22 protein-coding genes and 1 tRNA gene are annotated in these 23,113 nt (G+C 35.7%); 6 read left to right on the top strand and 17 right to left on the bottom strand.

Translation table 11 applies throughout. The features are described from left to right. Positions 1 to 149 precede the first annotated feature (149 nt). The 4 genes from RK02_RS00300 to RK02_RS00285 form a co-directional block, all read right to left on the bottom strand. A complete protein-coding gene (locus RK02_RS00300; protein WP_016182232.1) occupies positions 150 to 1,508 on the bottom strand; it encodes an ISL3 family transposase in 1,359 nt (452 codons plus the stop codon). Positions 1,509 to 1,644: 136 nt separating this feature from the next. Then, positions 1,645 to 2,469, bottom strand: a complete 825-nt coding sequence (nadE, locus tag RK02_RS00295; protein ID WP_016182231.1) for an ammonia-dependent NAD(+) synthetase — start codon at positions 2,467 to 2,469, stop codon at positions 1,645 to 1,647. A gap of 15 nt (positions 2,470 to 2,484) precedes the next feature. Beyond that, positions 2,485 to 3,960 (bottom strand): nicotinate phosphoribosyltransferase, encoded by a 1,476-nt coding sequence (locus RK02_RS00290; protein WP_016182230.1) that lies wholly within the window; start codon positions 3,958 to 3,960, stop codon positions 2,485 to 2,487. Between the two features lie 139 nt (positions 3,961 to 4,099). Then, positions 4,100 to 4,981, bottom strand: a complete 882-nt coding sequence (locus RK02_RS00285) for a CPBP family intramembrane glutamic endopeptidase (protein ID WP_016182229.1) — start codon at positions 4,979 to 4,981, stop codon at positions 4,100 to 4,102. Positions 4,982 to 5,171: 190 nt separating this feature from the next. Here RK02_RS00285 and RK02_RS00280 point away from each other — a divergent pair, with 190 nt between their 5' ends. The 4 genes from RK02_RS00280 to RK02_RS00265 all read left to right on the top strand — a co-directional run bounded on the left by RK02_RS00280 (position 5,172) and on the right by RK02_RS00265 (position 7,639). After that, the gene (locus RK02_RS00280) at positions 5,172 to 5,954 is read left to right on the top strand and encodes a MerR family transcriptional regulator (protein ID WP_016182228.1); all 783 of its coding nucleotides are present in this window, start codon (positions 5,172 to 5,174) and stop codon (positions 5,952 to 5,954) included. 115 nt (positions 5,955 to 6,069) lie between these two features. Beyond that, a complete protein-coding gene (locus tag RK02_RS00275) occupies positions 6,070 to 6,804 on the top strand; it encodes a YoaK family protein (RefSeq protein ID WP_016182227.1) in 735 nt (244 codons plus the stop codon). A 350-nt stretch (positions 6,805 to 7,154) separates the two neighbouring features. Continuing rightward, positions 7,155 to 7,376: a hypothetical protein gene (locus RK02_RS00270; RefSeq protein WP_016182226.1), complete on the top strand. Its 222-nt coding sequence runs from the start codon at positions 7,155 to 7,157 to the stop codon at positions 7,374 to 7,376. Positions 7,377 to 7,423: 47 nt separating this feature from the next. Beyond that, positions 7,424 to 7,639: a hypothetical protein gene (locus tag RK02_RS00265; RefSeq protein WP_016182225.1), complete on the top strand. Its 216-nt coding sequence runs from the start codon at positions 7,424 to 7,426 to the stop codon at positions 7,637 to 7,639. A gap of 727 nt (positions 7,640 to 8,366) precedes the next feature. On the opposite strand, the gene RK02_RS00260 is transcribed toward RK02_RS00265, so the two are convergent. The 10 genes from RK02_RS00260 to RK02_RS00215 form a co-directional block, all read right to left on the bottom strand. Then, complete coding sequence (locus RK02_RS00260) at positions 8,367 to 9,365, bottom strand: DUF4365 domain-containing protein (protein ID WP_016182224.1); 999 nt, start codon at positions 9,363 to 9,365, stop codon at positions 8,367 to 8,369. Positions 9,366 to 9,410: 45 nt separating this feature from the next. Further along, entirely contained in the window at positions 9,411 to 10,190 is a 780-nt protein-coding gene (locus RK02_RS00255; RefSeq protein ID WP_016182223.1) for a hypothetical protein, read from the bottom strand. Positions 10,191 to 10,378: 188 nt separating this feature from the next. Then, positions 10,379 to 12,010 (bottom strand): chaperonin GroEL, encoded by a 1,632-nt coding sequence (gene groL, locus RK02_RS00250; protein ID WP_016182222.1) that lies wholly within the window; start codon positions 12,008 to 12,010, stop codon positions 10,379 to 10,381. Positions 12,011 to 12,037: 27 nt separating this feature from the next. Beyond that, on the bottom strand, positions 12,038 to 12,322 hold the full coding sequence (gene groES / locus RK02_RS00245) for a co-chaperone GroES (protein WP_016182221.1): 285 nt from the start codon (positions 12,320 to 12,322) through the stop codon (positions 12,038 to 12,040). Between the two features lie 315 nt (positions 12,323 to 12,637). Further along, positions 12,638 to 13,444 carry an MBL fold metallo-hydrolase gene (locus tag RK02_RS00240; RefSeq protein WP_016182220.1) on the bottom strand — a complete coding sequence of 269 codons (807 nt, stop codon included), beginning with the start codon at positions 13,442 to 13,444 and terminating at the stop codon, positions 12,638 to 12,640. A gap of 50 nt (positions 13,445 to 13,494) precedes the next feature. Next, positions 13,495 to 14,358: a two-component system regulatory protein YycI gene (locus tag RK02_RS00235; RefSeq protein ID WP_016182219.1), complete on the bottom strand. Its 864-nt coding sequence runs from the start codon at positions 14,356 to 14,358 to the stop codon at positions 13,495 to 13,497. A 140-nt stretch (positions 14,359 to 14,498) separates the two neighbouring features. Further along, positions 14,499 to 15,812, bottom strand: a complete 1,314-nt coding sequence (locus RK02_RS00230; RefSeq protein WP_245555665.1) for a YycH family regulatory protein — start codon at positions 15,810 to 15,812, stop codon at positions 14,499 to 14,501. Beyond that, the gene (gene walK / locus RK02_RS00225) at positions 15,800 to 17,632 is read right to left on the bottom strand and encodes a cell wall metabolism sensor histidine kinase WalK (RefSeq protein ID WP_016182217.1); all 1,833 of its coding nucleotides are present in this window, start codon (positions 17,630 to 17,632) and stop codon (positions 15,800 to 15,802) included. The genes RK02_RS00230 and walK overlap by 13 nt, the downstream gene beginning before the upstream one ends. A gap of 4 nt (positions 17,633 to 17,636) precedes the next feature. Then, positions 17,637 to 18,341: a response regulator YycF gene (yycF, locus tag RK02_RS00220; protein ID WP_016182216.1), complete on the bottom strand. Its 705-nt coding sequence runs from the start codon at positions 18,339 to 18,341 to the stop codon at positions 17,637 to 17,639. Between the two features lie 195 nt (positions 18,342 to 18,536). After that, positions 18,537 to 18,609, bottom strand: a tRNA-Lys gene (locus RK02_RS00215). A gap of 210 nt (positions 18,610 to 18,819) precedes the next feature. Between RK02_RS00215 and RK02_RS00210 the strand changes: the two genes are divergently transcribed. After that, entirely contained in the window at positions 18,820 to 19,380 is a 561-nt protein-coding gene (locus tag RK02_RS00210) for a DUF1836 domain-containing protein (RefSeq protein WP_016182215.1), read from the top strand. After that, entirely contained in the window at positions 19,373 to 20,233 is an 861-nt protein-coding gene (locus RK02_RS00205; RefSeq protein WP_016182214.1) for a DegV family protein, read from the top strand. Before RK02_RS00210 ends, RK02_RS00205 begins: the two co-directional genes overlap by 8 nt. Before the next feature lie 68 nt (positions 20,234 to 20,301). Here RK02_RS00205 and RK02_RS12010 read toward each other — a convergent pair whose 3' ends face one another. Genes RK02_RS12010 through RK02_RS00195 form a run of 3 tightly spaced genes read right to left on the bottom strand, consistent with a single transcriptional unit; the run spans position 20,302 to position 23,083 of the window. Continuing rightward, a complete protein-coding gene (locus RK02_RS12010) occupies positions 20,302 to 20,466 on the bottom strand; it encodes a FeoB-associated Cys-rich membrane protein (RefSeq protein ID WP_016182213.1) in 165 nt (54 codons plus the stop codon). Continuing rightward, positions 20,466 to 22,616, bottom strand: coding sequence for a ferrous iron transport protein B (gene feoB, locus RK02_RS00200; RefSeq protein WP_016182212.1), 2,151 nt, complete (start codon positions 22,614 to 22,616; stop codon positions 20,466 to 20,468). The genes RK02_RS12010 and feoB overlap by 1 nt, the downstream gene beginning before the upstream one ends. Continuing rightward, a complete protein-coding gene (locus RK02_RS00195) occupies positions 22,613 to 23,083 on the bottom strand; it encodes a ferrous iron transport protein A (protein ID WP_016182211.1) in 471 nt (156 codons plus the stop codon). Before RK02_RS00195 ends, feoB begins: the two co-directional genes overlap by 4 nt. Positions 23,084 to 23,113: the final 30 nt, after the last annotated feature.

The following is a 23,113-nucleotide window of genomic DNA, read 5'->3' as shown; positions in this document are numbered from 1 at the left end:
CTGTTTTTATTTTCTTTTTCAATCGATGCTTTTTGTCAAACAGGCAGCTAAGCGTGCAAGGGTGACCGAGACGAAGATCGGTCACTTGCAAAGCCCTTGCACAAGCGAAAGCTCGCCTGTTACAATAGCAGTCTGATTGAGAAAGAGATTTAGGCGGATTTCTCCCCACAATTTCTTTTAGTTGGTTGTTTTGTATGCCAATTTTCTTCGTATAAAAAGATTCTTCTTCGCATATTACTAAAGTTTCTAAATCCAAAAGCCACTCGCTGAAAGACCTTGATTAAATTGTTTTTCCCTTCTAATTTTCCGTTGGAGTAAGGGGATTGTATCGCATTTTTTATAGCGTGTGTATGTTTGATTAAATATTTCAGCGATTTTTTAAAGGCTATATCTAAGTCTTCAGGTAGCGTGTGAAGAATATGGAAGAATTCGTCTAGCTGCTTTTGATGAAAACAAGCAAGTAGCTCTTGATAAATCTGGTAACACTGTCTGAATGCATCATCAAAACTAAGTAACGTATCCACCACCTCAGTCTGTGTCACATATCTTCGATCGAATAAGGGATATTGTACATATTTCTCAAAGTTTAAGTGATCTTCAGGCATTAAAAGCAACTTCCAATAGCGTTTGAATTTATTGTAAGCACGTTGATTTTTATAGCGCAATGCTTTCATCACTTGAATTCTTTTTTTATTCAACGCTCGAGTGAGTTGTTGGATAATATGGAAACGATCAATGACAATTGATGCATTGGGCAATACTTCTTTAATGACATAAGGATAAGCGGCATTCATATCCATGACCACATATTTGACACGATTTCGACTTTCCAAACTAAAACGTAGAAAAAAGTCTTTAATTACGAAATTTCTGCGATCGTCTAAAATATCAATGATTTTCCCGGATTGTCCATCACTTAAAATAAAGCACATTTTCCCGTTACAATCGCTCGTTCCTTTGAATTCATCAATGAGCAGGCATTCTGGTAGTTGCATATGGTAAGGATTTAGCTCATAAGAGTAAGACTTTAAGATTCGTTCAACTGATTTAGGCGAGACAAAATAGCGCTTGGCGATATCCGTCATTGCACATTTTTGCTTCAAATCATGTAGGATAGCGAATTTCAATGCATTTGAAAGATAGCAACGTTCATCAACGATGTTTGTCGTAGCGGAAAACGTTTGTCCGCACGCTTTACAACGATAACGTTGCTTGTATAAACGCAGGTAGGTCGGCACATTTTGATAAGGAATCATTTGAATCAAACTAGCTTTAGGCGTATGCTTAATAACCGTACCTGACTTTCCACAAGAAGAACAACAATGGGGATTTTCAGGGTAGGAAAGCAAACCAGAAAAGACTTTAGAAAACACGCCATGGACCTTCTCGTCAGAAAATGCGTAAGCATAAGCAGGAAAAGTAATATGTTTATCCTTAATATTTAGGATATTTTTGATAAGATTCGTTGTACTTGCACAAGTTTTTTTGATATTATGTAAGAAAGACATCATGTTTCACTCCTTAATGGTTTTGGTCGACTTAATTATAGAGGAAACAGATGTCTTTTTCTATTGTTTCAAACAAAAAAAGATATTCAGCGTTATCCTCAATTTGAGTAACAACACTAAATATCATAGAACCTTTTTATTTCCAAAAATCATCAAAAATCGTAATTGGTAAATGACGTTTATGTTCGGTTTTATTCCACCAAGCCTCAATCGTCGCTTTAGCTTGCTCAGAGACCACTTTTCCTTCTAAATAATCATCAATTTCATCATAAGTTACCCCTAAAGCTGCTTCATCGGCTAATAATGGTTTTCCGTCTTCTAAATCAGCAGTTGGGACTTTTTGATAGATGGCCTCATCAGCACCTAGATAAGCTAGTAGCTGTTTACCTTGACGTTTATTCAAACGGAAAATTGGTAAAATATCTGCCCCACCGTCCCCATACTTCGTGAAAAAGCCAGTAATGTTTTCAGCCGCATGATCTGTACCAATCACAGCTCCCTGATTGGCTCCGGCAATAGCATATTGCGTAATCATTCGTTGGCGAGCTTTGATGTTTCCTTTATTAAAATCTGATACCTCTACACCAGCTTGGGCTAAAGCAGCCACTTGACCATCAACTGGTTGTTGAATATTTACAGTAAGTGCTTGGTCAGGCTGAATAAAGGCTAAGGCACGTTTCGCATCTGCTTCATCAGCTTGTACACCATACGGTAGGCGCACAGCGATAAATTGGTAAGCATCATCTTGTGTTTCTTCACGTAATTCTTCCATTGCTAATTGTGCTAAACGTCCGGCCAGACTAGAATCCTGCCCACCACTAATGCCTAGCACATAAGTTTTTAAGAAGGCGTGTTTTTTCATATATGCTTTTAAAAAATCAACACTCTTGCGAACTTCTTCAGCAGGATCGATGCTTGGTTTTACGCCTAATTCAGCAATAATTTTTTCTTGTAATGTCATCTCATTCACCTCAAATTACTTCATCAAATTATGTTGCTCGATTGTTGCCTTACGCACTTTATCTAATAAATTCATCTTGTGATTCCAACATTCTGTTGATAAATCAACCGGATATTTTTGAGGATTTAAATCACGTTTATATTCTTCCCATAATGAATCTAAGTTTTGTTGGGCATAATGTTTGATTTCTTCTAAAGTTGGTAATTGATACACTAACTTTCCTTCCACAAAAATATCTTGTAACAATGGTCGAGCTGAAAAATCAGTAACTGTCTTATTAATAAAGGTATGCACTGGATGGAACATATAGATTTCCTCTTCTTTACGGGGATCTTCATGCCATAAAGTAATGTAGTCTCCTTGAGATTTTCCATCAGAATTACGGGTAATCCGCCAAACCTGCTTCTTCGCTGGAGTCGTTACCTTTTCAGCATTACTTGATAACTTAATGGTATCCACCATTTCTCCCTCTTCATTTTCAATAGAAACCATCTTATATACTGCCCCTAAAGAAGGTTGATCATAGGCAGTAATTAGCTTGGTTCCTACGCCCCAAACATCAATTTTCGCCTTTTGCATTTTTAAGCTTAAAATGGTACTTTCATCCAAATCATTTGACGCATAGATTTTGGCATTTGGAAAACCGGCTTCATCTAATTGTTCGCGAACACGTTTAGAAATATAGGCCATATCCCCACTATCAATACGCACACCAAGAAAATTGATTTTATCCCCCATCTCCTTAGCGACACGAATCGCACTAGGTACACCTAATTTTAATGTGTCATAGGTATCTACTAAAAAGACACAATCCTTATGCGTTTTGGCATAAGCCATAAAAGCATCATAGTCATTCCCATAAGATTGGACTAATGAATGCGCATGGGTCCCACTTGCTGGAATACCGAAAATTTTCGCTGCTCGGACATTACTTGTCGCATCCGCGCCACCAATATAGGCCGCTCTAGTACCCCAAATTGCAGCATCTAAATCCTGCGCTCTTCTTGTACCAAATTCAAGTAAAGGATCATGCCCTAATACCGATTTGATTCTAGCTGCTTTAGTGGCGATTAGCGTTTGGAAGTTCACAATATTTAACAGCGCCGTTTCAACTAATTGTGCTTGCGCCAAGGGGCCTTCAATTTGTAAAATCGGCTCATTATTAAATACCAAATCTCCTTCAAGAGCTGAACGTACTGTACAACTAAACTTAAAGTTTGCTAAGTATTCTAAAAAACCTTCAGGATATTGTTCAATCTCCCTTAAATAAGCAATATCACTCTCTGTAAATTTTAGATTTTCTAAATACTCAACAATTCGCTGTAATCCCGCAAAAATAGCATAACCATGCTTAAAAGGCATATCGCGAAAATAACACTCAAAAACCACATTCAAATCCGCACGTCCCAATTCCCAATAGGTATGCATCATATTAATTTGATATAAATCAGTATGCAAGGTTAAACTATCATCAGGATATAATTTTTGCATCTATAACAATCCTTTCATCAATAGGAGGAATGCTCCATTGATTTCATAAAATTTATTTGAGGCTATTATAACATATCTGTCAATACAATAAAAAGCCAATGTCTCATAATTGAGAACCATTGACTTAAAAAAGTTTATTTTACTGACTTTTTTTATTTACAATCATGTAATATAATAGCAAACAACTTGCAATCCCTAAAATAGTAGTTAGTATACTTCCTTCAATCCCAAAGCTACCCCCATTTATCCAATTAGCGGTTGCACTTTTGGCGTTTAAAAGAGAGGTAACTGAATTCATCCCGCTTACTTTTATGCCAAGAACAGGGCCTTGGAAAAAATTCCAAGCACTATGTATAGCGCCAACGAATAAAATATTTTCACTAAAATAATATAATAGCCCAAAGAGTAAACCAAACAAAAATAAATTCATTAAAGGAATGAAGCGAATACCCGGATTGGCTCCATGTAGTATAGCAAAAAAGACTGCATTAAGCACAATCGCCCACTTTTTATCCATTATCGCACTTAAACTACCTTGAAGATAACCTCGACACAAAACCTCTTCTGTTAATCCTTGAATCATAAAACCTATTAATAAAGCGATAAACACGCCTATTCGTAGCTGGCTATTTATCTCAAAAGATAAACTACCCATCAACATAGCAACAAGCGCTAATAAAATAATTGCTAAGCCACCAATGGTAAAGCCTAAAGCATAGCGACTAAAAAGTTTTTCCTTAGTGAAACCTAAAGCAGCAATTGGACGTTTATTGACTTTCTGATTCCAATAAATAATGCCCAAAAGCGCAAAGCCAAAGCCAAATAATGAACAAAGATTCATACTAACACTCAGCTTATCACTTGCTAGCTGTGCAAAACTTTCATGAGTAAAAAGCGTGCTGAATGCAAATAAAAAGTAACTCCCCATTCCTTGAAAACACAAAAAAACAAATAGCACCACCATTAATGGCCGCCACCATGACTTAGGCGGATGCATTTCAAAGTAACAAATATTTTTCATAATTCACCTCTAAAGTATTGATATAGCAAATTTACTATAAACTTTTAAATAATGAATAGGTCTAAAGGCGGATATTTACTTATTACAATTCTCAAAACTTAACAAATTTTCAAAAAAAAAACTTGACTCTATCGTTACGTGACCGTTTATGATAATCTTGTAAGCTAGTTTACCAGAAAGGATGTTGACATTGGAATATACTGTACAACAATTAGCCACTATGAGCGGTGTTAGCAAACGAACCCTTCATTACTACGATGAAATTGGGTTATTGCAGCCTAAAAAAATTCGCTCAAATGGTTATCGTATCTATGGCAGTCAAGAAGTCAATCGATTGCAACAGATTCTCTTTTTCAAAACATTTGGCCTGAGTTTAAATGAAATTCAAACAATAATGTCTAAAGAAAAAGCGGAAATTTATCAAGCTTTGCAAATGCAACAGATGAAACTTATCCAACAAAAAAATGCGATTGAACAACAACTCTATGCACTAACGCAAACTTTACAAAATTTAAAAGGAGAGAATACAATGACCGATAATGAAAAATTCAATTATTTCAAACAACAAAAATTAATCGATAACGAAGAAAAATATGGACAAGAAATTCGTGAAAAATATGGAGATGAACAAGTAAATCAAGCCAATCAAAAATGGCAGCAACTTACAAAAGAGCAATTTAAACAAATGCAACAAGCAGAAGAACAATTGATTCAAGCACTAAATCAGTTACTTACTCAACCTCAGCCACTCCCTAACGCTTTAGCTAAGCAAGCCTTTATCAATCATCGAACTTGGCTAAGTATCGCTGCACCATTTTATTCTAGAGAATATCATCGCTCTTTAGCTGAAATGTATGTAGCAGATGAACGTTTCGCTGCTTATTACAATCAAAAAACCGTGGCTCCTTCAGTAGAATTAATTAAAACGATTATTGATTACTATACTCAAAATACAGATGAAATCAGCAAGTAAAGATTCCCTTTACTTGCTGATTACTATTAGTTATATAGTTTTTATTTTTCAAAATCCTAACTTTCTCCTATAATAAACTTAGGCAATTACTTCAATAAATAGGAGTTGATATTACTTGCAACAGAATCAATCTATCCTCAAAAAGCCCACCAACGAATTACAATTCCCCTTTTTTGATCGACCGTTACTTGCCACCATTATCGCTATGGCAACTGGTTCCATGGATGGCTTTACGTATATCACTGCTGGTCAATTTGCCACAGTGTTATCTGGGAACGTCATCATTTTTAGTTATGGCATTGGTATCAATGATCCTAAAAAGTGGCTCCATCCTCTTTTTTCCATTCTTGTTTTCGGTTGCGGTGCTGCCTTGACTGCCATTTTCACTCATTTTGCCAACAAAAGTCGAAAGACGCACTATTGGTCTCATTGGGTCATCTGTGCAGAAATTATTCTTTTACTCCTTTGTGGCTCAAATACACTCCAAAATTACCTCGAAACATGGCAAATTGCTTTAATTATTTCTTTTATTGCCGGTATGCAAGGCAATGCTTTTCATCAACTAGAAAATTACCACTATGGCAATGTTGCTATTACAAATTTAGTACAATCCACTTTCAATTATCTTTTCCTCGGCTTATTAGAATCTCGTAGTAATTTACGTACATGTCGCTTATATTTACAAGTTTTAACCGGTTTTGCTATCGGTGGCTTTTTTGGTGCCTATTCGGCCAAACATTTTTTACTTGGTCGGCACACATTATGGTTTACTGCCGCACTTTTATTTTGCTTACTGATTGGTTCTTATCTCTCTAAAAAACGACACCCGAACGAACAAATAAATGATTAAATCAAGAAAAAAATAGGGACTAGTGTACACTACAATCACATGTTTGCCCCTTTTTTTCCTTTTTATATGAAATAGAAAAGATAACAGTTTAAATAGGACTAGTATCACAAATTTGAGAAAAGGTAATGCAGATTTAATGAGATTAAGAATTGGTAGCACCTTAAAATTGGTGGGCTTTGTCGAAAGTAAAGAAGCACTAAAAACCTAGCCAAATAGCTAAGGGATAATCGTTATGATGATAAATATTGATACTCTGCCACTAAAAAATGTAGTGAATTGTTTATTTTTTATGTTTCTGTTGATTTATGTAACGTATTACAACATAATAAAATCATGAAGGAGGTGAACAGATGGTGCTGATAATAAAAGCCTTAGCAATTGGCATTCTAACTATCCGACAATTGTTCTATAAAACAAAAAACAAAGTTAGAAACACAAAAGCTAAAGCTAGAAATCAACAAGACAAAGGGCAAATAGTCCTTCTCTTGCTTAAAACTATATCACACCATCTAAATGATGTTCAAATTAATAATTGCTTTAATTATCGCTATAATTGCTGTATTGTTCGTTAGGTTATCCTATCTCAAACGAATCAAACAAAACTTAGAAAAGGAGTTGAATGACATTGAACACAAACAAGACAAGCGAAGCTCAACTAAAAGCAACTAAAAAATATCGTGAAAAAATACAAGCTGATGATGATGCTCGTAAAGAACGCAACCGAAAAAATCAATTTCGAACTGCTAAAAGTTATATACGGCTACATTCAACTTTGGAAGATTTAGAAGAACTAGAAGAATTAATTGCAACACGCAAAAAAGTTCTAGTCGAATAGCTAGGTTATGATGATAAATATTTATATTACACCACTGAAAAATGTGATAGATTTTTTATTTTTTTGATAGTTTTATGGACAAACTATAGTATATGTATTATAACGAGATTATAGGAGATGAAGTTGTGCTAGATGAAATAAAAAAAGCCAACGAAATCGTGTATTTGTTTAAGCAGTGTTTATCTACTAAAACAAATACACGATAACGACGAAAAACATTAATTTATTGAGAGGAAGCTATCCCTCCCTCTCTCATTTCATTATAGCATAAATATTATGAACAAAAAATATTTTTACATTTTCATGCTAGTGTACAGTATTATCTGCTTTATATTAGCAATCATTGACAAGTTACCATCATGGCTCGTTGCTATTTACGCTATCTTGTTTATTGGCATGATTTTGACTAAGAACAACAGTTCAAAAAATGAGTAATGTAAGTGAAAGTCAGAAAAAGCAGCAAAAAATATGATAAAAAATAGAAATAAAAGAACTTATCTGTCTCAATGAAGTGCATCTTGAGGTTTCATCAGAAATAAAGTTGCTCTTAAGGATTTAGAAGAACTGGAAGATTTAATTGCTTGTACTCAAAAAGCAGCTGATTCAAAAGTTACCGAACGAAAAATTTTAAATATTATTTCTTAACAATATCATAGAGCCAAAAATTCCCTCTAAACTAAAAGAGGATGACCCAAAAGTCCCTTTTTAAGTCAAAAGAATGAAATTTTTAATTAAGTAAACGTTTATCTAGTTTATAGAAGTTTATATTATTTATAAAATTATCTAATTTTATAAATGACATCCCTACATCATTTATTTCTAATACCAATTGATAAAATGCAACTTCTCCAGCTCCAACCCTATAAGGTCTAATATTCTCAACGTCTTTCATCCACTCTTCTATAGACGGACAAGAGTCAGGATATATATAACAAAAATTCTCTCTGTCTAGTATCGCTCCGACAGATAAAGGATAGGTACACAGTGCTGCTTCAAAATCTTTTTCCAAAAGGGCTTCTTCATCGTAGACTTCATAAAATTCAGCATCAATAATTATTTTAGCCCAAGGAAATAATTCTTTAAAAACTTGCTCATAAGGTTTTAATCCAAACCCCAGAAAAGAACGGTTAAAAATTTGTCTCTCTTGACCAGTTTTATCTAATATTCTCAGATTGAACTCTCCCCTACCTGAAGTTTTATTGATCCATTCTTGAACAGTTAAAATTACTTTATTACCAGAAATAATTTCCTGCATCCAGGGTTTAGCCAATAAAAAACTATTAAATTTCTTTTCGTATTCAGTTAGATTATCGGCTATTCTTACTAACTGAGATTTTGCACTACGATCTAGAACATTTGTCATCGGAATTTCAATTTTCCAACTTTTATCAGTCAATACAGCGGTCTCTTCATTCACTTCTTTCCAATAGCATTTATCATCTTGTGGATTATACAATACTAGAATTACAGGTAATGAATGATTAATCCAATAATTATAGTGTTTTATATCACCTCTAAATATAATATTACCATTTGTAACTTCATCAAAGTAAGAGTCTCCCGACTTGATTTGGACCGCAATTAATCTCCCACTTGCATACCCTCGATCAAAAGTCTCTATTTGAGCATCAATACCATAATCGTCTGTAGGTTGCTCTCGAAAAATCAGTCCCATCTGAGCAATACATTTTGAGACTGCACTTACGCCGATCCTTTCAATACTCATTATTTTCTCCAATCTGAACCATTAATTTTAGCTAATATGTATATTTTATTGAATTGCTTTAAATAAAATCGATTGCTTGTTAGATAGTTCCAATCTCGGAAAACTATTAGAAAAATCTATATTACCAACGGCGACAAAATAATAAATTTGATTTTCATCAATACTATCTTCCATAGCTCCTCTATAAATTTGTGTTTTTCGCTTCCACTCTCTATTTTTATTTTCACAAAAGATATCTAAAAAGTAATAGAAATAGGACTCTCCTGCCTCATTAGTTTTTTCAATCCTTCTAACCTTTAATTTTACTTCTCCATAAAACAGATGAAGCTCCCCTGCAATCTCTTCATCAAGCCATGTACTCAATTTTTTGCGTCTGAGTGATTTTCGAATTTGTTGACCATTCTGCTCCTTCTCTAAAATCAATGGATTATCAACTTCTACAGTGTTACTTGCCTGGATGACATTCTCCCCATTATCTAGTGAATCGCGTAACAACGAACGCATCATGGAGGCCATTTTATCCTGAATCTGATCATCTGTTAGCAACTCATAGTATTCCTTAGAAAATTTAGGAGAACTGTATTCATAGTTATATGAGCACCCCGGTAGATGTACAGTTCTAAATTTCCTTCTCAAAAATGCTCTTGTTCTAGAAGTTTGATGTACGTAACTTAGTTCTGCATGTCTACACTCAGGGCAAAATATTGAATTTTCATATTTACCTAACTTGCCATAATTTCTTTCTACATAAGTAACTATATCATCTAATACTTCAATATCATGTATTGAAGTAAAGTAACATTCATCAAAAGATTTCTTGGACATTACTTGCATCCTCCATTCTAAAATCACATGAATTATATCATAAAAATAAAAAAAAAAACTTTAATTAAAATATTTATTCACAAATTTTCTATTTTTTATTTCGAAAAACAAAAAAACGGAGAAAACGATTAGCATTTTCTCCGATTTTTGACTTAAAAAGGGACTTTTGGGTCAGCCGCAATCATATTTTACATCATACCGCCCATCATTGATGGATCCATCGCTGGAGCAGCTGGGGCAGCTGGTTCTGGTTTATCAGCTACAACCGCTTCAGTTGTTAATAATAAAGCAGCTACACTTGCAGCGTTTTGTAAAGCAGAACGAGTTACTTTAGTTGGGTCAACGATACCTGCTTCCAACATATTCACCCATTCACCAGTAGCAGCGTTAAAGCCAATACCTAATTCTTCTTTTTTCAAGCGATCAACGATAACTGAGCCTTCATAACCAGCATTTTCAGCAATTTGACGAACAGGTTCTTCTAACGCACGTAAAACAATGCGCACACCAGTCGCAACATCACCAGTTTCATTGCTTTCTGCTTGAGCAACTTTATTAATTACGTTTACTAATGCTGTACCACCACCAGAAACCATACCTTCTTCTACGGCTGCTCTAGTTGCGTTTAAAGCATCTTCAATACGTAATTTCATTTCTTTTAATTCAGTTTCAGTAGGGGCACCAACTTTAATTACAGCAACCCCACCAGCTAATTTTGCTAGACGTTCTTGTAATTTTTCACGATCAAAATCAGAAGTAGTTTCTGCGATTTGATTTTTAATTACTTGCACGCGAGCTTGAATAGCATCTGATGAGCCAGCACCTTCAACAATTGTTGTGTTATCTTTGTTAACTACCACTTTGCTTGCTTGACCTAAAGTTTGTAAAGTAGCATCTTTTAATTCAAGACCTAAATCTTCAGTAATGACTGTACCACCAGTTAAAATAGCGATATCTTCAAGCATTGCTTTACGACGATCACCAAAACCAGGTGCTTTGACAGCAACCACATTAAAGGTACCACGAATTTTATTTAAAACTAAAGTTGGTAAAGCTTCACCATCTACATCATCAGCAATGATTAATAATGGTTTTGATTGTTGTAAAATTTGTTCTAATAATGGTAGGATTTCTTGAATGTTTGAAATCTTCTTATCAGTAATTAAGATATATGGATTTTCTAAAACAGCTTCCATTTTATCGTTATCAGTTACCATATATTGTGATAAGTAACCACGGTCAAATTGCATTCCTTCAACGACTTCTAATTCTGTTTCAATCCCTTTTGATTCTTCGATAGTAATTACACCATCATTACCAACTTTTTCCATCGCATCAGCAATGTAGTTACCAACTTGTTCGCTACCTGAAGATACTGCACCAACTTGAGCAATTGCTTCTTTTGAATCTACAATAGCAGAAATATTGTGTAATTCTTCAACTGCAGCTTTTGTTGCTAATTCAATCCCACGGCGAATGCCTAAAGGATTGGCACCAGCTGTCACATTTTTCAAGCCTTCACGTACGATTGCTTGAGTTAACACTGTGGCAGTCGTTGTACCATCTCCAGCAATATCATTGGTTTTAGAAGCAACTTCAGAAACTAATTTTGCTCCCATATTTTCAAAATGATCTTCTAACTCAATTTCTTTCGCAATCGTTACTCCGTCATTAGTAATTAATGGGGAACCAAATGATTTTTCTAAAACAACATTGCGACCTTTTGGCCCTAAAGTTACTTTAACTGTATCTGCTAATTTATCTACACCACGTAGCATTGCTGCTCGCGCATCTTCTGCAAATTTGATTTCTTTTGCCATGAATAATCACCTCAAAATATTCTTTTATTATTCTACAACTGCCATAATGTCTTTAGCTGACAAGATTAAATATTCTTTTCCTTCATATTTCACTTCTGAGCCAGCATATTTCTCAAACATCACTGTTTCGCCGACTTTCACAGGAACTGCAACAGTTGAACCATTTTCTAATACTTCACCTTCACCAACAGCAACAATTTTTCCTGTTTGTGGTTTTTCTTTGGCAGCTGACGCTAATACGATTCCACCAATTGTTTTTTCTTCTTCTTGTGCAACTTCAATAATTACACGATTACCTAATGGTCTTAACACAATGTATCCCTCCAGATATAGTGAATCTAGAATTTAGCACTCTTGTATATAGAGTGCTAACTCACAAGTATTATATTACTCATTTTCGTCAATATTTGCAAGTCTTTTGATTGAACTTCTTGTAACTTCTTAACAATCAAGTTTTACAATAAAATAAGGATGTGATTTTTTATTATCACATCCTTATTTTATCTGTAGCTAACTGTTTAAATAGGCACATCGGCATTAAAATCTTTACAGCTATAGATTTTACTATCAAGCCAGAGATTACATGCGCATAGCCGATCAACGCAAAAACAATCTTCGTTTTTAAGGCTATAATGTAAACAAGGCACAGGCTTGATCAGGGCTAGTATCGTAAATTTCAAATGACTCGCCAACAGCATAATCATAACGCTTTAAAGTTTCTTCCATCGTCATATGCGCTAATTCCACTAAATTATTTTCTTTACTTAAATGCCCAAGATAAATTCTTTTCGTGTTATCGGTAATCACATCTGTCATTACTAAGGCGCCATCTTCATTGGATAAATGACCTTTGTCACCTAGAATGCGTTGCTTTAATGGCCAAGGATAGCCGCCCATTCGCAGCATTTCTAAATCATGATTGCTCTCAATTAAATACGCATCAGCACCTTTAATAATACCGCGTAGATAATCACTACAATAACCTGTATCTGTTAGCATCGCAAAGGATTTATTGTTGCGATAAAAGCGATAAAATTGTGGCTGAGCCGCATCATGTGATACCCCAAAGCTTTCAATATCCATATCCCCTAAAGTCATGGTCGTCCCCATTTTGAAAATATGTTTTTGCTCGGGTGCTAATCTACCAAGTGCTTGATCCATGGCTTGCCAAGTACCTTCATTGGCATAAACATCAAGGTTATATTTGCGTGCTAAAACGCCTACCCCTTTTATATGATCGACATGCTCATGGGTTACGAAAATTGCATCTAAATCTTCTGGTTTTTTTCCTACCTCAGCCAGTAAAGAAACAACCTTTTTCCCACTTAATCCCGCATCGACTAATATCCGTTTTTTATCTGTTTCTAAATATAAACTATTTCCAGTACTCCCACTGGCTAGTACACTTATTTGAAAAGCCTGTTGTTTGCTCAACGTGGTCTCTTCCTTTCTTTTTTCATGCTGCTCTTAGTATAAAGCATCCTTTACTGATTTTCCACTTTACGAACTGTACTATTGGTAATGATGCGATTTCGAAAAGCATTGACTACTTCTATTTCTGAATTGCCATCATCATGTTTAATCGCAATAAACCAAGCGGGAATATAAACATTTTTACCTCTAACCTGCAAAATCAAAGTATAAGCGAGCTTTCTCCATAAAATTTCGTCATTTTTTAACAACTTATTATTGATATATAAGGTATTTAAGGCATCTTTTTCAGAAACCACTGAAATTTTTTCACGTAAAGGGGTAAGATTAGTCAATGCCATCTGTTGTGATTTTACCAACCGATATTTGCCATTTTCTTCTTTTAGACTCAGCTTAATTTGCGCGGTTTCATCATGGATCATTAAGCCTTCAAAGCTTTGGCAAGCAACTAATGTCAAGTAATCTTTTGATTTTGCAGTAAAATCAGCATGGTAAGTATATAAATTTCCATCCAACACCTGCTGATGATCAGCTAGGAATTTTTTCATAAAATCTGCTAAATTCGTTTTCTTACTGATTTCAGTTGATTTATCAGGAGAAATCAGCAACATTTTTTCTTTTACTTCAACATTATTGGTAAATAAAGTTGCATCCTTTGTTTGCTTTCTCACCTTAGCAATTTCCGCAGTTAAATTACTCTGGACAGCACTGAGATAATAGCCACTTGAATGCTTATCAGATAGTGGGCCGTCATATTCTATTTTATCTGCCTTCAATCTCTCTTCAATATCAATTTTTTGATTTACTCTTGCAACCAAGGTTTGATCATCGTGAGATTCGCGATAAATTGAAAATAAGAAAACATTCAAAAATAAAAAGGCCACTAAAAAAATAAGTTCTATTCTTCTAAAATCCATTTTGTTTATCCAACTATTATTAAAAAATAGTTGGGCAGTTTTCTAAGAGCAGGTCATCAACACTCTTAGAACAAGCCCTCCTTCTTACTTTTTTAGCTTTTGAACGATCAAAAACTCAACCCTAGCATAACCTAGTTCGATTAGTTGGTCGCTTGTAGCTCTTTAAGTAGCACTTGGTATTGGTACCATTCTTGTTGGTAATATACAAACCAAGTTGGCGTTAAATCTACCACGCCGGTGTCTTGTAAGTCCGTCCATTGATAACCAATCGTAATGATTGGATATTGCTTTTGATCTAAGCCCGCATTAAACAACTGTTGATAAACAGCCCCCGCCCCTGGTAATTCTTGCGTTTTTTCAGACGGAATTGGTACTTGAATAGTCGTTAAGCTACCGGTAATATTGATATTTTTTTGATTTTTTTCTACAGTCGGACTAAACGTCACTTCAATAGCACCCTGATTATTTTCTCGAAAAATGGGATAACCTTCGACAAAAGGCCGATAAGTAAACCGTTCATCTTCAACCGTAAAATAACGTAACTGTCCCATACTCGTACCTAAATTAGCCATATAATGCGCACTTGCATTGTATAATGTTTGATTTTTTAATAAATAATTATTTTCACGATAGTCAATTAATTGGGTATCTAAATTAATCGTCAAGATATCCCCTTTACTATTACTGATTGAAATCGCATCTGGTGTATCATCGTTTACTTTAATATTTTTAGTATCATTAAAAAAGGCATCGCGAAATACGGTATAAGGCTGGTCAGCCGAAATATAAGAATAGAGCTGTAAACGGATTGGTTGTTCGGAAAGAACTTCGCCATTTACTATTTCCTGATTTAACGGATACTTTTGCATTTTATCCTGCGTCTTATTTAGCAGTGAGGAAAAGTTTTTGCTACTTAAACCGCTAAAATCATATTGAATCACTCTCAATTTATCCGTATGAATAAAGGAAAGTTTTTCTTTGTTTAAATCTATTTTTACCGTATCAAAGGTTAGCTGTTTGGCTTTTTGTAGTGCTTCTGTAGATAATTGTAGATGATAAACCTGCAAATAGGTGGATAAGCTCATCTGAGAAAGATAATGAAAAACAATTACTTCATTCTCTTTATAGCTAGCTGCTAGCTCAGCTTTAGCTGAATAGGTCTTTACTGACATTTGGCTTAATTTAACCTTAGCTAGCTGATTTTGAAATAAGCGAATCACACTTTCTGAATGGGCACTAAAAGTAGCTTGATTATTCCGAAAAATCAATTGCGTTGGCAAAAATAGCTCTTGCTTAGAGCGCATCGCCACCACGTTTTGGCTAACTTCTTGCACATCGGTTGCCTCCTGATTAGCCGGAAACAACCAAATAAGATAGGATAGATAAAAGCTAAGGCCAATGAGTATGACTAAAATAATCTGGACTAAACGATTAATATATTTCAATCCCACCATTCCTCCTCGATTGGTTCATATGGTAAGCTAATATAGAAAGTTGAACCAAAGTTTTCACGACTATCCGCCCAGATACTACCACCCAACGCACGAACCACTTCTCGTGAAATCGCCAAGCCTAAGCCGGTTCCGCCTTGTTTACGCGCACGCGCTTTATCTACCCGATAGAAGCGATCAAAAATTTTAGCTAAATCTTTTTTCGGAATACCTAAACCTCTATCGGTTACCGATAGAACAACATTATTATGTGTTTCCATTAGCCTTACGATAATCGTACCGCCATCAGGTGAATATTTGATGGCATTATTCATAATATTATCTATTACTTGAATCATTCGGTCAGGATCAATCTCGACAAACAATTGTCGTTTAGTAAATTCTCGACGAATCGTATATTTCTTTTCCTCATTGGTCAAAATAACGTCAAAACGATCCAAGACAAAATTCACTAGCTCATTGAAATTCACCATTTCTAGCTGGAGCTTCAAATTGCCATTATCCATGCGCGATAAATCAAGTAAGTCATTAATCATCCGAATCATACGATCTGTTTCATCTAACGTAATTTTCAAAAATTTCGGTGCAATCTCTTTATCCTGCCAAGCACCTTCACTCAGCGTTTCAATATAACTGCGCATGCTGGTAAGCGGTGTTCGTAATTCATGCGAAACATTCGAGACAAATTCACGACGTTCACGTTCAGTTTGTTCTTGCTCAGTAACATCATGTAAAACAGCTACTAAGCCAGAAATAAAACCAGATTCACGGCGAATCATCGAAAATTCCACGCGAATAATTCTTTGATCGTTGGTTTGGTGTGAATCAGCTAATTCAATCAATAGTTCCTCGGTACTTTCTAAAATTTTACGTAGCGTATAGTCTTTTTCAATATTTAACAATTTTAGGATACTCTGACCGATAGCGACTTCTTTTTTTACATTTAACAAGGATAAGGCCATATCGTTAATGGTAATTACTTTCCCCCGTCGATCGGTAGCAACCACACCATCAGTCATGTGTGATAAGACACTATTCAAGCGATTACGCTCAGATTCCATCGCCTCTTGTGTTTCCTCAATTTGTTTAGCTAATTGATTAAAGGTAGTAGCCAGTTGTCCTAGCTCATCTTTTCCATGTACCGTTACTTTTCGACTATAGTCTCCTCGCGCAATCCGAACCGCTTGCTCACGCATCTCACCAATCGGCTGGGTAATCGAATGAGCAATTAAAACGGCTACCACCATGGAAATCCCTACAGCAATCAAAGAAGCCGTCACAAAGATAATCGCAATATTGCGAATTTGCTGATACTGATCTTCAATATTACTCTTGACATACAGTGCGCCTAAAATGGTATCACCAGTTAATGATTGAATTGGGTGGACATTGATTAACACACGTTTGCCCGTTTCATCATCATAAACCCGAAAACTTTTGATGGTAAAATTATTAATATCCTGATAATCATTTTTCTTCCCAATTGAAGATTTTTCGGTAACATCAGTGGTTGCGCGTACAATCCCCTTCTCATCAACCACACGCATCTCTAGTATTTCACTAGTACTACTATTATCTAGTAATCTTTGAATGGTTTGATTGATATTTTGCTTATCACTCGCTCGATCTAATTCTGAAGAAATCGTATTTGCTAAAGCTGCTACCTGGGTATCCATCCCCTTGCTATAATTATCAATAATTGATTTTTCCAATCCACGAATAAAATATGCCCCGATTATCTCGATTGATATCAATAAAATCAAGATAAATGTCAGGGCAATTTTAAAGTTCACTGATTGAAAAAAGCGAACTCTTTCTTTCATTTACTTACTCCTGTTCTGGATTTCTCAAGTAATAGCCCACGCCTCGGCGCGTTACTAGGTAATTAGGATGACTCGGTTTGTCCTCGATTTTTTCGCGTAAACGTCGAACCGTCACATCAACAGTACGCACATCCCCAAAATAGTCATATCCCCAAACAGTTTGTAACAAATGCTCTCTGGTCATCACCTGACCTAAATGTTTGGCCAAATAATGTAATAACTCAAACTCACGATGCGTTAAATCAATCTCTTCATCAAGCTTGGTAACCATATACGCATTTGGATGGATCGTTAAATCTCCAATTTTTAACTCTGCATTTTGACTTTCTTCTGTTTCTTTAGCGCTAGAAGCTCCTCTTCTAAGATTAGCCTTCACCCTAGCTACTAGCTCACGATTAGAAAATGGCTTGGTCACATAATCATCCGCACCTAATTCTAATCCTAAAACCTTGTCAATTTCAGAATCTTTAGCCGTCACCATAATAATAGGCATATCATAAGTCTTACGTACCTCTCGAGCAACCTCTAGGCCATCAATTTTAGGTAACATCAAATCCAATAAAATCAAGTCTGGTTGAATTTCTTCAACCTTTTGTAAGGCCTCTTCTCCATCATAGGCACTAAATACCTCATAGCCTTCCTTCGCTAAATTAAATTTTACAATATCCGAAATTGGCTTTTCATCATCTACAACCAATATTTTTTTCACTTATTGTCACCTCTTCACTTTCTATGTCGAACCATTCGTCTCTATTATAACTTATTTTTGCGAATGTTTCATTAAAAGGTCTTTTTTTCTATTCATTTAAGATTTAATGACTTTTTTTACATAAATTGATATAACAAAAAGAACGCTGATAGACTGTCCTAAACAATCCAACAACGTTCTTTTTCTAATCATTTATGGGTTGTGAGGGGCTCGAACCCGCGACCCGCTGATTAAGAGTCAGCTGCTCTACCAACTGAGCTAACAACCCGTATCGATTACTTGTATATAATAGCATCTCAATTCAAAAAATGCAAGGGTTATTTTTATAAAAATAAAATATAATTTAAAATCAGCTGATTAGCAAATGCCTCATGACAAGTTAGAAAAAATGTGATAAAATTTATCTGGTTTTAAAAACTAGATAAAGTAAACCCTATAACTTTAAAAACTTATTTTTAAAATAAAAGAGGTCAATCAAATGGAAGAATTAAAAGCTGCTTTAGCCCAATGGGGAGCTGAATTACTCGATTTTCACTTACCTCGTTGGGAAGAATTACCTGAATTAGACTTATATATGGATCAAGTCATTCAACTAGTGGATCAATACTTGGCACCAGTTATCCAAAGCGATAAGCATAGCCTATTGACACCCGCTATGGTGAATAATTACGTCAAAAAAGGCTTGATTCCAGCTCCCAAGAAAAAGCGCTATAATCGTAAACATTTAGCTTTTTTAATTGCCATCACGCTTTTAAAACAAGTCTTAACTATTCCAGAGGTTAAAAACGGGATTCTTTTCCAAGGAAAAGTCTCTGGGATACGTGAAGCTTATGATTTATTTTGTACCGAACAGGAATTAGCCATTCACTTTATCGGTAAACAAGCTACACAGCAAAGTCTAGCAATCAATACCCAAAACGATGTTGAATTACTCGCTGTCCGAGTGGCCACCCGTTCTTTTGCCAATAAGTTATTAGCTGAAAAAATGATTGAATTACAAACAAATCTTTATTTGACAGGAGAAGATAGCTATGAATGAACATAAAATCGCCTTATTAATTGATTCTGGAACAGATGTACCGATGGAAATTGTCCAAGAAAAACAAATGTTTATGCTACCTTTACAAATTATTTATCAAAACGAAACTTACACCGATAAAATCGATATTACGCCTCGTGAAGTTTATGATCGCTTTTCAGAAGAAATCCCTAAAACTTCCTTACCTAGTGGAGAAGTCATTCATCGCGTACTTGATGAAATTAAGGCAGCTGGCTATAAACAGGTATTTGCTGTTACCATTTCCAGCGGTTTAAGTGGGACGTATAATGCCGTTCGTCTAATTGGCAATCAAGATCCTGACTTAAATGTATTTGTATTAGATACGAAAAATATCGGCATTGCAGCTGGCTTACAGGCTATTCGGGCAGCTGAACTAATCGAAGAAGGCATTGACTTTGAAGATTTAATCGAGACGATGACCAAAGAAGTGACGGCTAATCGCGTCTTCTTTAATGTTGCTACCTTAGAATATCTCCAAAAGGGTGGACGAATCGGTCTAGTCGCTTCTTTAGTTGGCAATATGCTAAAATTAAATCCAACTATTTCTTGTAACGAAGACGGCATATACTATACCGTAGCCAAAACACGTGGACGCAAAAAAAGCATCGAAAATATGATTCAATTAACCGAGAAATTTATTGGTGAAGCCAAAAATTATCGTTTGGCCATCGCTCAAGGAGATGCTTTAGAAGAAGGTTTATGGTTAAAAGAAGAAATGACCCGCCGTTTCCCTAAGGCTAAAAAAATCTTATTTGGTGATATCTCTCCAGCTTTGGTCGTTCATACAGGTCCTGGTCTACTAGGATTAGGCATCCAAATTTTACCGGAATAATCGTAAATATTGTTAAAAAAGCCTGGGTAGCGCGAACTACTCAGGCTTTTTTACTAATAAAGAAAAACTCATTTACTCAAAGGAGATTTTTTACCCTTCATCGATTGGCTATACTTAACGGCACACTCACTTTCACAATGCTCACAATGACCTTTTGTCTTAAATTGTCGATAAATGACTATCCCTACCGCTCCGATAATCAATACCGTTAAAATAAAAGTTGAAAGATTCATTATTTATTCACCACCAATTGTTGAATCGTTTGTTTAGTATTTTGCTTTGGTTGACGTACAAAAAGATAGATAAACATCCCTGCTACTACAATAGAAACGATACTTAAAACATTTAAAGAACCAGCTTCAAACAACAAATGTCCAAATTGGTAAATCAATAGACTAATCATATAAGCAAAACCGCACTGATAGCCAATAGCCAACCAAGTCCATTTGGCACTAGCCATTTCTCGATGAATGGCTCCAATCGCTGCAAAACAAGGCGCACAAAGCAGGTTAAAGACTAAAAAGGCATAGGCCGAAACTGCGGTAAAATCTACATGCATATTCACCCAGAATTCCTTCCCAGTTTCAGAAATAGTCGAAGAATGGGTATATAAGACCCCAAATGTATTAATTACATTTTCTTTGGCAATCAAACCGGTAATTGTCGCAACTGCGCCTTGCCAATTTCCCCAACCTAAAGGCAAGAATAAAGGAGCAAAGCATTTACCGACAAAGGCCAAGATACTCTGATTAACCTCAACCATTTCACCATAAAAATTAAAATGCATCATAAACCACAAAATGACAGAGGTCGCAAAGATAATTGTGCCGGCTTTTTTTACAAAGGCTTTTCCTCTTTGAAACATTTGTAAGCCAACATTTTTAACTTGTGGCAAATGATATGGCGGTAACTCCATAATAAAAGGGGTTACTTCGCCAGCAAACAAGGCGGTCTTCTTTAAACTAATCGCTGAAAGTACAATAGCAAATATTCCTAAAAAATAAGCTGAGGGTGCAACCCAACTACTATGCGGGAAGAAAGCTCCAGCAATCAGACCAATAATCGGTAATTTTGCTGAACAAGGCATAAAAGTAGTCACCATAATGGTTAAACGACGGTCTCTTTCGCTTTCAATCGTACGTGAAGCCATAATTCCAGGTACGCCACAGCCGGTCGCAACTAAAATCGGAATAAACGATTTTCCTGATAAACCAAAGCGACGCAACAAACGATCCATCACAAAGGCAATTCTCGCCATATAGCCACAGTCTTCCAAAATAGCTAGGCAACAAAATAAAACCAGTAATTGTGGTAAAAAGCCTAAGACCGCCCCTACCCCGGCGATAATTCCATCAACAATTAATCCTTGCATCCAAGGAGCCACTTGCCATTGATTTAATAAACTGGTAGTAAAATCAGGTACCCATTGGCCAAATAATACATCATTTACCCAATCAGTCCCCATAATCCCCACTGTTTGAATGGACAGATAGTAAACCGCCCACATGATAAAAGCAAAAATTGGTAAAGCTAAAAAACGATTGGTTACAATGCGATCGATTTTATCACTCAAATTCATTTCAAAATTTGTATTTTTAACCATACATAAAGCAACAATCTTCATCACATACTCATAACGTTCATTAATGATAATCGCTTCACTGCTGTCATCAAAAATCTTTTCAGTAATTTGGATAATTTCGGCAATTTCATTAAGCGTATGTTTGGATAATTGCAGTTGATCAGTCAATTGTTGATCACGTTCAAACAATTTAATCGCATAAAAGCGCAAACGTTCAGCAGGCACTTTCTCTTTAATCAAATCAATAATTTCTGCTAAGGCAGCTTCCACCCGCTTATCATAGGTCGGTAAAAAGGCCGGCAGCTCAGGCTGGGATAATTGCTGCTCAATGGTCCCAACTAACTCAGCAATTCCCTGTTTTTTCAAGGCGCTCATACTGACCACGGGCAGCCCTAGCGCATAAGTAAGCTTTTCGATATTTAATTTATGACCATTTTTCTTTACAACATCCATCATATTTAGCCCAACCATCATCGGCAAGCCGAACTCCATGAGCTGAATAGTCAAATAAAGATTACGCTCTAAATTACTCGCATCCACAATATTTAGTAGTAACTGAGACTCATCACTTAATAGGTATTCTCTGGCAATCACTTCTTCTGGCGAGTAGGATGAGACTGAATAAATGCCTGGTAAATCCTGAATACATATATTTTTATTCTTTTTTAGCAAACCAGATTTGCGTTCAACTGTAACCCCTGGCCAATTTCCAACCGTTTGATTAGCGCCAGTTAACACATTAAAAGTACTTGTCTTGCCACTATTTGGATTTCCTACTAGGGCAACCTGCTGTCTGATCATACCGCAACATCCCTTTCGACTAAAATTAAAGCCGCTTCGGCCTTACGCAAAGTTAACGTATAGCCGCGCAAATTGATCTCGATTGGATCACCTAAAGGAGCGACTTTATGCACAAAAATCGTGAGGTGCTTGGTGACTCCCATATCCATCAAACGACGCTTAATGGCCCCTTGACCATGAATACCGACTACTTTAACCGTTTGACCTACTGCCACTTGATCTAAAGATAACCATTCTTTTCTTGTAGCTTGCTCTTTTACCTCTATTAAAGAAAGTACCTGTATATCTAATGCTAAACGACTATTTTTTAACATAACAATTCCGCTATCTTTATTCGATTGAATAAGAACAATCGTTGCATCAGGAACTATTCCTAAATCCTGCAATCGCTTCTTTAATTTCTCATTTGCCTCAATTGACTGAACCACATACAATTGATGGCAAACCCCTTGACTTAATTTTAACATCAACAATAGTCCTTTCCTTACTGAGATTGA

This window comes from Enterococcus columbae DSM 7374 = ATCC 51263, from assembly GCF_000406925.1.
GTDB classification, from domain to species: domain Bacteria; phylum Bacillota; class Bacilli; order Lactobacillales; family Enterococcaceae; genus Enterococcus_E; species Enterococcus_E columbae.
The sequence above is the reverse complement of the archived record's forward strand: the minus strand, read 5'-3'. Positions and strand labels throughout refer to the sequence as shown.